Below are 13,252 nucleotides of genomic sequence, written 5' to 3' on the forward strand. Positions count from 1 at the left end.
CCCAAATCGGCAGAGTGTGGTCAAGGCGCCGCTGTAGCACTCTACTTCGCATCCGGCCGGAAATTGGCTGAAATTGTGGTCTCCTCGCCCGGTGCCAACTCCTCGGGATCGTAAGTGATCGCGGTCACCGCCGACGTGGTGACCGCGACCCACGATGCCGGCTGAGGGGCCCTGCAGCCGGTCCGGGTCAGTCGATGGCGCCTGTCACTGTCCCCCTCCCTCCCCCGTCAGCGGCACGTCCCGTCGCAGTCCCAGATCCAGAACTCGCCGCACCCGCCGTCGGAGATCGTGCATCCGCCTCCGATGCAGTCGCTGAACAAGCACGCGTCCGAGAACGAACTGCACGCGCAGTCCTGTGCCAGGGCTTCCACCGGTCCGAGCGTGGCCAGCAGTTGCGCCGCGCCCTCCTTGCCGAATGCGGCGACCGCGGACTCAGTCAGGTCGTCGCTGTGCTGGGGGCGTGGGAGCGGGCGTCGCTGGAAGGTTGCGGGGTCCGACGCGGCCGTGCGAGCCCGTTCGACGACCGTGCCCTGACGAGGCGTGAGATGGGGGTGCTCGGCGCGGAAGCGGTCGATGTGCTCCACCCACAGGCGGCTGCGGGCGGCCGGCGGCAGTGCCGCGTGCACGGCGCGGCGGTGGGCCAGTGGCAAGGCGGTCACATCGGAGTAGGTGGTGGGCAGACGCCCGGCGTTCGCCTTGACCCACTCACCGGCCGCCGCAGCGTCCTGGCCCGCGGCGAAGGCGGGCGTACCCCCCTTGAACAAGATGGTCGAGGCGACCGCGAGCCCTCCTGCGACCCTCAGGAACTGCGCGCGGCTCGATCCCGTGCCGACTTGGGAGCGGTTCGCGTCGCGTGCCTCGCCCAGCGCCCGCAGGACGCGAACCGTGGCTCGCGGGCCCAGTCGTCGCACCAGCTGAAGCGTCATCGACGGCCCGGTCCAGGCCCGAACGGACTCGCCATCGGTACCGGTTCGGTCCGGCGCGGCGGCATGGTGCCCTTCGCCGGCGGTGACCTTCAGCAGCGTCGGTGCCCAGGGCGCGTCGGGCCCCAACGCTCGCGAGCGCCGGGCGCGGACATCGGCACGACCGAGGGCGACCACCTCCAGGCGTGCGTCACAGGCGTTGAACACGATCGAGGACACGGCACGGCACGTCGAGCACGACGCGTCGAAGGCCAGCATCCAGCGAACTTCGGACTCGGCAGAGCCGCGTCCCTCAGTGGTGCTCATCTATGAAGCTCCGTTCCCCGCGACAGGTCGCGGCGGCCGGTTGACGGGTGGAAGAGGGGCGGAGGACGGGTGGATGACGGGTCTGTGGGTGGGGCAACCTTTGAGTTTTGGGGTGACCTGCTGCCGACGGGTGCGGGTTGCGCTCCGTGTGGACGTGCCGGGCACGCGGAGGTCGCACGGGGCGCGACCGGCGTCGGGGCGGTGTCGCGTGCAATGGATCGGTCTGCCTTGAACCGCACACGTGCTGTTCGCTCACCATCGTGCTGGCGTGCCGGACGGGCCAACAGGTCACGAACCGTTCATGTACGACCGGTTCCGCGGGTCGTCACGGGCGGCGCTGTGGCGCTCGCGCTGTCTGCCGCTACGACCCACGGACGTCCGGGTTGGGATGTTCGCCGAGGCCGTCGAGCTCGTCGAGCTGTCGTTCCACCTGCTCGGCTTCCTCGTCCCGTCCCTGCTGTCGATACAGCTCCCGTGCTTCCCGCCACGCCGCGCGGGTGTGGTCGTGGCGGCCGAGTGCGGCATGGGAGTGACCGAGCCGGTCGAGAGTGTCGGCGGTTTCGTAGGTGTTGTCGAGGTCGCGGTACAGGCTGATGGCCTGGCGGTAGTGCTCGATGGCGTCGTCGTGGCGGCCACTGTGGTGGTCGATGTAGCCGAGGCTGTCCAGGGTTTGCGCCTGGCCGTTCACATCGTGGTGGTGCTGGTAGAGGGTGAGGGCGGCCTGGCAGTGCTCTCGGGCTGTGTCGTCGTGGTCGCCGAGGCGGGCGGCGTACCAGCCCACGGCGTTGAGCGCGTTGGCTTCCGCGATCGGCTGGTCGAGGCCGCGGTAGAGATCGAGTGCCCGTCTGGCATGCTCCAGCGCCCGCCTGCCGTCCGGCCAGATCGACGCGAGTGTGTAGTGCGCCTGAGCCTGCAGGGCGCGGTCGTTTTGCTGCTCGCTCAGGGCGAGCGCCTCGTTCAGAGCTGTGATCGCCTCCTGATGGTGCCCGAGTACGACGTGGGCGCGGCCCAGGAGCCGATGCGTGAGGATCTGGGCACCGGGGTCGCGCAGCTGATGCGCGGAGTCGACGGCGACCTGCCACACGGCGAGCTGATCGTGGCGGTGACCTCGCCGGTAGTGGAAGTTGTACAGCGTCCAGGCCAGCTGCCATGCCGTGCGGTGTAAGGCGTGTGCGGCGGCGGTGCGCTGAGCGGCGAGCAGATTCCGCTGCTCGGTGTCGAACCAGTCCATCGCCGCCGGGATGTCGGACAGTGCCTCGGGGTGGCAGGCGGGTGGCGGCGGGGCGAGCTCGATGGGGTCGCGGTGGGAGTCGAGGAGGCGGTCGGCGGCGTACGCGGTGTGGGTGTAGAAGTCGAGCACCCGCCGCAACGCTGCCGTTCGCGCGCTGTCGGCCAGGTCGTGGGCGGTGGTGGCGTAGCGGCGGATCAGGTCGTGCATGCGGTAGCGGCCGGCGGCGTCCTGCCCGATCAGCGAAGCCTGTTCGAGCCTGCGCAGCACGCTCCGGGTCCGGCTGCGGCCGAGGCCGGTGAGACTGCCGGCGGCAGCGAGGCCGATGTCGGGTCCGGGTGCGATCGCCAACAGTCCGAACACCTCGGCTTCTTCGTCGCTCAAGGCACGGCGGGAGAGCGAGAGCACCGCGGGCAGGCTCGCTGCGGAGTCGGCGTCGTCGAGTACGTCGAGTGCGTCGTCGCGCAGTTCGTCGGCGAGGTCGGCCAGGGAGAGGTGCAGGTGGGCGTGGGCGCGGCCGGCGATGATGCTCAGCGCGAGCGGGAACCCACCGCACAGGCGGACGAGGTCGGCCACCGCCGCGGGTTCGGCCGCGATGCGTGCGGAGCCGAGTCGGGCGACGAGGAGTCTGCGTGCCTCGGCGTCGGTGAGGGTGTCCACGGACAGGTGGTGGGCGCCGTGGCCGGTGATCAGGCCCAGCAATCGGTTGCGGCTGGTGACCGCGACCGTGCAGGTGTCGCCGCCCGGCAGCAGGGGGGCCACCTGGGCGGCGTCGACAGCGTTGTCGAGCACCAGCAGCATCCGCTTGTCCGCCACCAGGCTGCGGAACAACGCCGCCTGCGCGTGCGGCGCGACCGGGATCTGGCCGGCCTCAACACCCAGCGCGTCAAGGAATCCGCGAACGGCCACGGCAGGTTCCATCGGCTCGCTGTCGGGGCTGAAGCCCCGGAGGTCGACGAAGAGCTGCCCGTCGGGGAAGCGGTCGGCGTTGCGGTGAGCCCAATGCAACGCAAGCCACGACTTGCCCACCCCGCCGGCGCCCGCAATCGTGGAGATGACCAGGGTGCTTGCCGCACCCGAACTGGACCGCAACGCAGCATCCAGGCGGTCCAGTTCGTGGTTTCGGCCCACGAACGGCGCCGGGGGCGCGGGCAGTTGACGCGGTACCGGGATCGTCGCCACATGCTCGCCCGTCCCCGTCCCCGCAACTGAACCCGTCGCCGCGGCCAACAGACCGTCCAGTTCGGCCGGCTGCAGGTCGAGTGCGGCGGCCAGTTGGCGCACCGACGCGAGCTGCGGATTGCGGCGTTTACCGGTCTCCATGCCGCGGATCGTGCTGACCGAAACGCCGGAACGCTCGGCCAGCGCCTCCTGGGTCAGCCCCGCACGCGACCGGAACCGCCGGACGGCCATACCGAAGTGATCTTCCACAGTGACCTTCCTACCAGGGCCATCGGCCACACGTGTCCTGTTGGTGCCCTGTCAGCGTGAGCGGTCGGACGCGGACGTGGTCTGCACCCGGTGCATACGGATGCGTGACAGTGCGGGCCGTCCTCCGGTCGCCGCCGTGGGCGGCATCAGCCGACTCCTGGTACGGCCCCGCCGGCCAACTCCCGCTCCGGCAGGGCCGCCGGAGCGTCAGGCGTAGTAGTGGATCGTGCCGTGCAGTGCGGGTCCACCGCCCTCACAATGCTGCACGCGGCGCTGGTGCCCTGTCCGATGTGGTCACCGGCCTGGCTGGTGAAGCCGTACTTGGTCACGGCCACTGGTGTGCCGGTGGCCGCCGATGCCGCCCCGGCCACGCCGACGCTGAGACCTGCCGCCACGGCAAGACTCAATAACGCGCCCAGCAGCGAACGCAGTGAACCTGCGCGTCTGTTCGCAGTCACATTCCCCTCCTTGGTACGGGACACCCCCAATTGAGCTCCCGCATCCCGGTTATAACAGGCGTCACTGACATGCCTCTGCGATCGGGCCTGACGTCCGTGAGCAGTGCCGGCAGTGCCACTTCCCTTCTGAGGCTCGCTCGATCCGAGCGGCGAGCGACAGCATGAGTTGTTCACGGGTGGGGCAGGCCATGACGCCGTGCTCACCAGCTGATTCCGGCTGCCACCGGCAGGTGGTCGCTGCCGGTGGCCGGCAGCGACCAAGAGCTCTGCGGCTTCACACCGCGCACCAGGATCTGGTCGATCCGGGCCACCGGGAACTTCGCCGGCCAGCTGAACCCGAAGCCGTCCCCGGCCGCGTTCTGGGCCGAGCGCAGCTGCGAGGTGATGCCGGCGAACGCGCGGTCGTCCATGGTGCCGTTGAGGTCGCCGAGCAGCACCACTCGCTCGTTCCGCTCGGCGGCGACGGCCTTGCCGAGCGCCTGCGCTCCTCTGTCCCGCGAGCCCGTCCAGAAGCCCGCGCTGGGATTCACCCGTACAGACCCGAGGTGCGCCACATACACCGCCAGCGGCCCCTGCTCCGTGGCCACCGTCGTGCGCAGCGCGCGGTCGTCCTCCCTCCTCACCTCGACCGGCTTGGTGTCCGCAAGCGGCCCGTAGTCCGCGTCGAGGTCGACCGGCCGGGTGTGCGACAGCGGCAGCTTGCTCCACAGCCCGACCGTGCCCTGCACCGTGTGGTACGGGTATGCCTTCGCCAGCACCTTCTCGTACGTGCCCCGGGCCTGCGAGGTGATCTCCTCCAGTGCCAACACGTCCGCCTCGGAAGCGGCAAGCTCACGGGCGGTGCCGGCCGGGTCGGGGTTGTCGGCGTCGACGTTGTGGCTGACCACGGTGAGGTCACTGCCCGGGTGGGACTTGTCGCCGAGCAGCCCGCCGAAGAGGTTCAGCCACACCGTGACCGGCAGCAGCAGCGCGGCCACCGCGGAGGCTGAGCGGCGCCACAGCGCCCCGGCCAGCAGCATCGGGATGAACGCGCCGAACCACGGTAGGAAGGTCTCCACCAGGCTGCCGAGGTTCCCGATCCTGTTCGGGATCTCCGCGTGCAGCAGCATGAACAGGCCGAGCAGCAGCGCCAGCGCCGCGAGCACCGGGCCGCGCTTCCAGGGCTGCGGCCGGGAGCCGGTACGGATCGCCCGGCGGATACCCGCGCGCCAGGCCCCGGCGCCGGTGTCCCGGCGGCCTGCGCCGCCCTGTCCGGTCTCCGCCGTGTCCAGCCGGGCCATCGTCTCTCCTCGCTCACTGCCGGTCACTGCTGCATCCTCGGGTCCTGGGTGGGGTTGGCGTACATGCGCGGGCAACCACGACCGATCGCATCGGTGCGCAGTTCGTAGTGCCAGGGTTCGTTCCGGTAGATCTGGCACAGCCCGTACTCGGCGCCGTGCTTCGACAGCCACGCCGTCGCATCGGAGCGTCCGAGATCGACCGCGTCCCCCGACACATGGGGGGACGTCGCCGCGGTGGCCACCCATCGGGCGGCCTCGTCTTCGGACCCGTACTCGGAGACCGCCTCGCGAAGAAGCTGGTTCTGGTAATCCGGGGAACGCCAGCCGCTGTTGACGTAGAACTTCGTTCCGTCGTCCGCGGCATTCGTCGCAGCCTGGCGGAGGGCCTTGAGCAGATCGGGATCGAGCTTGGCCACAGCCGGAATCCCGTCATCGAAGACCGTCACGCCGTCGGGGACGACGCCGTCAGCCTCGCCAAGGGCGCCGGAGTGCTCACTGGGAAGAGCATTCAAGGATGGTGCGGCAGCGGACGACGAGGCGGAAGAAGGGGGCGGGGACTTCCATAACTGGTGGCCGAGGGCTGCGGTGATCGCTGCTATGACCACTGACAGGCCGACGACAAGGGACCGGTGAAACCGGCGCGTCGTTGTTCGTGCTGACGGTGGGATCGGAGTCATGCTGCCAGTCAAGGCAGCGTCGTGTTGCCGGCCCGTATGTGGTTTTCGATACGCCGACGATATGGGGCAGCTCGTAGCATCGAGAGCATGCGTGTGTTGATCGTCGAGGACGAACTTTATATGGCAGAGGCCATCCGCGACGGCCTACGCCTGGAAGCGATCGCGGCGGACATCGCAGGCGACGGCCACACCGCTCTGGAAATGCTGAGCATCCACACGTACGACATCGCCGTACTCGACCGCGACATCCCCGGACCGTCCGGTGACGAGGTCGCCAAACGCATCGTCGACTCAGGCAGCGGCATGCCGATCCTCATGCTCACCGCGGCCGACCGTCTCGACGACAAGGCCTCCGGGTTCGAACTCGGAGCCGACGACTACCTCACGAAACCCTTCGAACTCCAGGAACTCGCGCTCCGGCTGAGAGCACTCGACCGCAGACGCGCCCACAACAGGCCTCCCGTACGAGAGATCGCAGGTCTGCGCCTTGACCCGTTCCGCAGAGAGGTCTACAGGGACGGCCGCTACGTCGCGCTGACCAGGAAGCAGTTCGCAGTGCTCGAGGTCCTCGTCGCTGCCGAGGGCGGTGTCATCAGCGCGGAGGAACTCCTGGAAGGCGCGTGGGACGAGAACGCCGACCCGCTCACCAACGCCGTACGCATCACCGTCTCGGCACTGCGCAAGCGACTCGGCGCACCATGGATCATCGCCACCGTGCCGGGCGTCGGTTACCGCATCGACACCGCGCCCGGCACCGGACGTGAGGGCGGAGACCGTGGACAGGGTGGATAGGGAGGAGACCGTGGATAGGGCGCCCGGGTTGAGCGTTCGCCTCAAACTCACCCTCAGCTATGCCGGATTCCTCATGCTTGCGGGCGTTGTGCTGCTCGCGGCCGGGTGGGTGTTCCTGACCCGTGTGCCGCATGTCGGGCTCGTCATGGTGCCCAGCTACCGCCTCGCCGTGCTGCGCGCCTTCGCTCCGACCGCGGCCGTCGTGCTGGCGTTCTTGCTGGTATTCGGTCTCGGGGGAGGGTGGTTGCTCGCCGGCCGGATGCTCGCACCCCTGACTCGCATCACGGACGCCACACGCATGGCCACGAACGGATCGCTCTCCCACCGAATCCGGCTGCCGGGCCACAGAGACGAGTTCCGTGAACTCGCCGACGCCTTCGACGCGATGCTCGCACGTCTCGAAGCACACGTCGCCGAACAGCAGAGATTCGCCGCCAACGCCTCTCACGAATTGCGCACCCCGCTGGCGATCTCGAAGGCACTTCTCGATGTGGCCCGCACCGATCCGAACCGCGATACCGACGAACTCATCGACCGCCTCCGCTCCGTCAACACACGGGCCATCGGCCTTACGGAGGCACTGCTCCTCGTCAGTCGCGCTGAGCAGCGATCCTTCACCCGAGAACAAGTCGACCTGTCTCTCATGGCGGAAGAAGCCACCGAAACGCTGCTCCCCCTCGCGGAAAAGCACGGCGTCACCATCGAGACCTCCGGCGACATCGCCCCCGCGCTCGGCTCGCAAGCGCTCCTGCTGCAGCTGACCACGAACCTCGTGCACAACGCGATCATCCACAACCTGCCGCGACAGGGCACCGTCTGGGTCAATACCAGCGTTCGCCCCAAGACCGTGGTGCTCACTGTCGAAAACACCGGCGAGAAACTCACCCCGGAGCTGGTCTCGACACTCACCGAACCATTCCAGCGCGGCACCGAGCGCACACACACCGACCACGCAGGCGTCGGCCTCGGCCTGGCCATCGTGAAGACCATCACCCACGCACACGACGGAACACTCACCCTCGCCCCCCGCTCCACCGGCGGCCTCCGCATCACTGTGGAACTACCCGCGACAGCCCCGCACACAGAAGGGTGAGGAATCAGGAGTCGATTCGCCGCCGGTACAGCAGGCGCGCGGTCTTCAGCGTCTGCGCCAGGACCATCCACTGCCGATACCCGCCAGATGCAGGGCCAACGCGGCAAGGCCGAGAAGCATCACATTCGTCGAGGTGAAGGTGTCGTTGGTGGAGATGTCCGCAGCATTGATCAGGAAGGCGATGAAGAACAGGACCGCCGAGAAGATCGCCAGCATGATGTCCGTCCGTTCGGTGAGTCGCGCGCATACCGTGTGCCCTCCGAATGCCCCCAACCGGACGGAACACACGGGCTGCTGAGCCGGGACGACGAGTGCGGGTCTCGTGGCGGCGCCATCGTGTTCACTGAACGTCCAACGGTTCTGTTCAGCCGAAGGGAACGGCGTCCGCCGGGGCGGTGTGCCAGTTCGTGACGATCGGGTGCTCGACGGTGATGGCGCCGACCGGCAGGGAGACCGGGTTGGGGTCGTTGTCACCGACGCCGACGATGATGCTGTCCAGCTCCTTGCCGCCGTCTCCGTTGGTGGTCTTCGGGTTCACTCCGGCGTAGGCGGTGGTGCTCCCGCCCAGCTTGATCTGCTTGGCGGCGCTCTGCTCCGCGGGACCTGCCTGGGTGCCGTCGGATCCGAACGCCACGGTCGGCAGCGCGGCGGGCAGGTAGCAGGTGATCCCCGACTTCGCCTTCGCGATGATCAGGATGTATCCGCCGGCCTGGGTCTCGGGCTTGGTGCTCCAGGAGATGTCGTTGGCGCCGCAGCTCTGCCCGACCGGCTGCCGCTCGCCGTTGCCGGTGTCGGCGCCCGAGCCGGCTCCGTCCTTGCTTCCCTTGCCCGTGGTGCCGGAACCCTTGTCGGCGCTCTGGCCGCTCCCCGTGCTCGACGTGCCGGACGGGGTGGCCGCGTTACCGGTCCCAGCGACGGCTGAGGGACTCCGCGTGGCGCCGGTGTCCGTGGCCGTGTCCGTGCCCTGGCAGGCGGTCATCAGCATGGCGCCGCCCACGAGGGCTGCGGAGACGAGGATGGCCTTGCGAAGGTGGCCGGACATGAAATCCCCCTGATGGTGGCGTAGTTGAGGCCGAAGCGGGTTCGGTCTTCTCGTGCTTCCTTGATCACTATGAGGGGGTTGCGACTCGAAGGGATCCCGGCGCCTTCGTTCCAGTACAGCGCCGTCGCAGAACGATGACATGATCACGAAGGTGACACGGGATGCGGGATGCGGGAGGGACTCCGACCATGCCGCTGGGGTGCGGGAATTGACGGAGCATCACTTGTCACCTACGGCACCGTCTTCAAGGACAACTCCAACCTGTGAGCGGCACGACATCTCGCCGAGTGACTACCAGGTGGGGATCATGCCGCCGTCGATCACGAAGTCGCTGCCGGTGATGTTGGCCGAGCGGTCCCCGGCCAGGAACACGGCCAGCTCGGCCACTTCCCTGGGCTTGGTGAAGCGACCGGTGACCATGGCTGACTTCGCCTCGGCCACGATGTCCTCGGGAGTGCCTCCCACCGCGGCCGACACGGTGTGGGCCACGCCGCCCCCGCCGAGCCACAGGTCGGTCTCCACCGGCCCCGGGCTCACGGTGTTGAGGCGGATGCCCTTGGGACCGAACTCCTTGGACAGGGCCTTGGAGAACACGACGAGGGCGGCCTTGCCCGCGCTGTAGTCGATCACCAGCGGGTCGGGCAGGGTGGCGTTGACCGAGGCGATGGTGACGACCGAGCCCCGGCCCGCCGCGAGCATCGCCGGCAGGGCCGCTCGCGTGACCCGTACGGCCGCGAGGAGGTTCAAGTCGAGCGTGCGTCGCCACTCCTCGTCGGTCACCGTGAGGAAGCCGCCGATGCGGGGCGGCGCCGTACCGACGTTGTTGACGAGGATGTCCACCTGTCCCTGGGCGGCCTCGATCAGCCGCTCGGCCGCGGCCGACTCGCTCAGATCGACGGGCACCCAGGTCACCGAACCCTGCTCGACCAGTGCGTCCAGGTCTTTCGAGGCGGTGCGGGACCCAGCGACCACGGCCGCTCCCGCCTCGGCCAGCGCCTCGGTCACCGCCAGCCCGATGCCCTTGCTCGCACCGGTGACGACGGCGGTCCTGCCCTGCAGTTCGTTGCCCATGACATCGGCTCCTCGGACGGGGATGGCGGGGCACGACCGGGAAACGGCACGGCCCGGCACCCACGGTGCCAGGCCGGCAAGGGCGCCGCAGCGCGAACGCGTCACCTGCGGCGGACGCAGGCCAGCCTGAGCATGGTCACTCGCAGTCGGCGCAGGCGCAGTGACGTGCCCCAAGCCGCGGGGCGCGCTCAGCCGATGCGTTCCCGTACGCGGTGAGGGTGTGCCGGATACACGCCCAGAATCCGGCCCTCGCTGGAGAAGAAGCGCAACTCCTGCAGGGCCAGCGCGACATGGGGCTGTTCGGGGTGACCCTCGATCTCCACGTAGAAGCAACTGGGGTTGAACCCGGCCGCCATCTGATAGCTCTCGATCTTCGTGAGGTTCACCGCGCTGCTGGCGAAACCGCCCAGGGCCTTGTAGAGCGCGCTGGGAATGTTGCGCACGGCGAAGAAGAGGCTCGTCATCGTCGGCTCGTCAGTGACCGGCGCGAAGGCCGCCTCGCGGGACAGGACCACGAACCGCGTGGTGTTGTCCGGATCGTCCTCGACGCCCTCGCGCAGCACCGTCAGGCCATGGTGCCGGGCCGCGGCAGGCGGGGCGAGTGCCGCGTGCCGCACGTCGCCCAGCTCCGCCACCTCGCGGGCGGCGCCCGCGGTGTCGTCGGAAACCAGCGTGCGCCAGCCGCCCTCCCGCAGCACCTTCCGGCACTGTCCCAACGCATGCACGTGGCTGCGCACGCACTCGACGTCGGCCAACGATGTCCCCGGTACGCCCATCAGGTCGAAGTGGATGGCCAGGAAGTACTCGCCGATGACGAACAGACCCGACTCCGGCAGCAGGTGGTGCACGTCCGCCACCCGGCCGGCGGCGGAGTTGTCCACCGGGATCACCGCCAGATCGGCGCTGCCGAGAGTCACCGCATCCAGTGCCTGCTCGAAACTCGTGCAGGGCATCTGCGTGCCGTCGGGAAACAAGCTCAGCGTGGCCGCCGCCGAATTGGAGCCGAACTCACCCTGATACGCGACGGTAACCACCGATCAACACCGTTTCCTGTGCAGCCGGCCTCTCCGCCGGCGGAGGATCCACTGTAGATCGCGCACGCGAGGGCTGTGGGACCGTCCACGAACAGAGACGTCTCACCGGAGCCACGCCGGTGGCTGAGGCGGCGCCGGGCCTGGATACGTGCGGTCAGCCGCGATCCCGGCCGGCGACGACATGTGCCGGTCGCCGGCGGACGCCCTGGGCATTCGCCGCACCATGTTCGCCGTCGCCGGCAGCCGCACGGCACACGGCGCCCGCAGCCGATACGGGCTTCAGCCCTGCCCCGCGTGCGAGCGGCTGTGCGAGACGTCCGGTGGCCCCGGGTGCCCGTCGGCGCGGCGATCGTGGCGCCAGTCGTGGACTGCGAGGGTGAGCGAGCACACGACGGGGAGGATGCCGACGCCGACGGCCGTCGCCACGGCGGTGCGGTAGTCGTGGCCGCCGGCGCCCAGCACGACGTAGAAGAGGCCGGGCAGCGCGGCCGTGCCCACCGAGCCGCCGAGCCGCTGCCCGGTCTGCAGGGCGCCGCCGGCCGCGCCCGCCATGCGCACCGGCACGTCACGCAGGGTCATGGTGATGTTCGGGGAGATGACGCAGCCGCTGCCCAGGCCGCCGGCGAGCAGGACGGGCACGGTGAGCCAGGCGGCCACGTGGGCGGGTGCCAGGAGGAGGATCAGCGCGGTGCCGCCCAGGCCCAGCGTCACGCCGACCAGGCCGCACACGGTCAGCAGTCGGCCCCATCGGTCCACGAGGCGGCCTGCCAGTGCCGCCGCGCAGGCCGATCCGATCGCGAACGGCGTCACCGCGAGTCCCGAGCGCAGGGGCGAGTAGTCCAGGCCGTTCTGGAAGTAGAGGGCGAAGACCAGCCACACGCCGCTGAAGCCGACGAAGTACAGCGTGGCGATGGCCGCGCCGACGGCATAGCCCCGTGTGGTCGTCACCAGCCGGGGGTCCAGCAGCGGTTGGCCGTGGCCGGCGGCGACGCGCCGCTCCCACCGCACGAAGCCGGCCAGCAAGGCCGAACCCACCAGGAAGAGCCACCACAGTCGTCGTACGCCGCCCGCCTCGGCCAGGACCAGCGGCAGCATCAGCGCCAGGACTCCGCACCCGAGGAGGGCGACGCCGCCCAGGTCGAGTGGTTCCCGGCGGCCTGGGGCAGTCCTGGGCAGCAGCCGCATGCCCAGCAGCAGGGCGACGGCGCCGACCGGGACGTTGACGTAGAAGATCCAGCGCCAGCCCTGGGGACCGTCGGCGAGTGCGAGGATGAGGCCGCCCACGATGGGGCCCACGGCGCTCGAAACGCCCACGACGGCGCCGAACAGACCGAAGGCGCGCCCGCGTTCGGCTCCGCGGAACATCTGCTGGATGAGGGCGGAGTTCTGCGGGGCGAGGCAGCCCGCTGCGACGCCCTGGGCGAGGCGGGCGGCGATCAGGAACGTGATGCCGGGTGCCGCGCCCGCCGCCGCGCTGCACAGGACGAAGGCCGCCAGGGCCAGCAGGAAGATGCGACGCCTGCCGATCGCGTCCCCGACGCGGCCGGCGGTCACCAGGACCAGGGCGAAGGTGAGGGCGTAGCCGGAGACCACCCACTGGATGGCGGGTGCCGACGCGTGCAGGTCCCGCTGCATGGACGGGAGCGCGACCGCCACGATCGTCACGTCCAGCAGGCTCATGAACCCGGCCACCAGCGTGACCCACAGCGCCTTCCAGCGCCGTGGGTCGGGTCCGTCGGCGTCAGCCTGCGTCGGCACCGCTCCTCCTTCGTCTGTGCGTGGACCTGATTGCATCAGGGTTCCCACCCGGCGGAGGGCACACCACGCGTGCGCGTCAGAACCTCGGCGCCTGGCTCTCCACCATGCGGGCGGCCTCCTCGGGGGTGGCCACGGAGGGCGGCGAGCAGGCCGGCGGCC

General features: G+C 69.7%; 12 protein-coding genes. 2 read left to right on the plus strand and 10 right to left on the minus strand.

Going from position 1 to position 13,252, the window contains the following annotated elements:
* Positions 1 to 227: 227 nt before the first annotated feature.
* The 5 genes from ACYUED_RS00645 to ACYUED_RS00665 form a co-directional block, all read right to left on the minus strand.
* Positions 228 to 1,229, minus strand: a complete 1,002-nt coding sequence (locus tag ACYUED_RS00645) for a bacteriocin fulvocin C-related protein (RefSeq protein WP_491290370.1) — start codon at positions 1,227 to 1,229, stop codon at positions 228 to 230.
* A gap of 361 nt (positions 1,230 to 1,590) precedes the next feature.
* Entirely contained in the window at positions 1,591 to 3,888 is a 2,298-nt protein-coding gene (locus ACYUED_RS00650) for an ATP-binding protein (RefSeq protein ID WP_491290371.1), read from the minus strand.
* 146 nt (positions 3,889 to 4,034) lie between these two features.
* Complete coding sequence (locus tag ACYUED_RS00655; protein WP_491290372.1) at positions 4,035 to 4,346, minus strand: hypothetical protein; 312 nt, start codon at positions 4,344 to 4,346, stop codon at positions 4,035 to 4,037.
* A gap of 200 nt (positions 4,347 to 4,546) precedes the next feature.
* Entirely contained in the window at positions 4,547 to 5,626 is a 1,080-nt protein-coding gene (locus tag ACYUED_RS00660) for an endonuclease/exonuclease/phosphatase family protein (protein ID WP_491290373.1), read from the minus strand.
* A 23-nt stretch (positions 5,627 to 5,649) separates the two neighbouring features.
* Positions 5,650 to 6,303, minus strand: coding sequence for a M15 family metallopeptidase (locus tag ACYUED_RS00665; protein WP_491290374.1), 654 nt, complete (start codon positions 6,301 to 6,303; stop codon positions 5,650 to 5,652).
* An 87-nt stretch (positions 6,304 to 6,390) separates the two neighbouring features.
* Here ACYUED_RS00665 and ACYUED_RS00670 point away from each other — a divergent pair, with 87 nt between their 5' ends.
* Both ACYUED_RS00670 and ACYUED_RS00675 read left to right on the plus strand, forming a co-directional pair.
* On the plus strand, positions 6,391 to 7,095 hold the full coding sequence (locus ACYUED_RS00670) for a response regulator transcription factor (protein WP_491290375.1): 705 nt from the start codon (positions 6,391 to 6,393) through the stop codon (positions 7,093 to 7,095).
* Between the two features lie 10 nt (positions 7,096 to 7,105).
* Positions 7,106 to 8,188: a sensor histidine kinase gene (locus ACYUED_RS00675; RefSeq protein ID WP_491290376.1), complete on the plus strand. Its 1,083-nt coding sequence runs from the start codon at positions 7,106 to 7,108 to the stop codon at positions 8,186 to 8,188.
* A 45-nt stretch (positions 8,189 to 8,233) separates the two neighbouring features.
* On the opposite strand, the gene ACYUED_RS00680 is transcribed toward ACYUED_RS00675, so the two are convergent.
* The 5 genes from ACYUED_RS00680 to ACYUED_RS00700 form a co-directional block, all read right to left on the minus strand.
* Positions 8,234 to 8,404 (minus strand): hypothetical protein, encoded by a 171-nt coding sequence (locus tag ACYUED_RS00680; RefSeq protein ID WP_491290377.1) that lies wholly within the window; start codon positions 8,402 to 8,404, stop codon positions 8,234 to 8,236.
* A gap of 148 nt (positions 8,405 to 8,552) precedes the next feature.
* Positions 8,553 to 9,230 carry a DUF4232 domain-containing protein gene (locus tag ACYUED_RS00685; protein WP_491290378.1) on the minus strand — a complete coding sequence of 226 codons (678 nt, stop codon included), beginning with the start codon at positions 9,228 to 9,230 and terminating at the stop codon, positions 8,553 to 8,555.
* A gap of 291 nt (positions 9,231 to 9,521) precedes the next feature.
* The gene (locus ACYUED_RS00690) at positions 9,522 to 10,301 is read right to left on the minus strand and encodes an oxidoreductase (protein ID WP_491290379.1); all 780 of its coding nucleotides are present in this window, start codon (positions 10,299 to 10,301) and stop codon (positions 9,522 to 9,524) included.
* A 188-nt stretch (positions 10,302 to 10,489) separates the two neighbouring features.
* Positions 10,490 to 11,335, minus strand: coding sequence for a prephenate dehydratase (locus ACYUED_RS00695; RefSeq protein ID WP_491290380.1), 846 nt, complete (start codon positions 11,333 to 11,335; stop codon positions 10,490 to 10,492).
* A 279-nt stretch (positions 11,336 to 11,614) separates the two neighbouring features.
* Positions 11,615 to 13,129 (minus strand): MFS transporter, encoded by a 1,515-nt coding sequence (locus ACYUED_RS00700; protein WP_491290381.1) that lies wholly within the window; start codon positions 13,127 to 13,129, stop codon positions 11,615 to 11,617.
* Positions 13,130 to 13,252 lie beyond the last annotated feature (123 nt).

The sequence above is a fragment of the Streptomyces sp. DF42 genome (assembly GCF_058267695.1).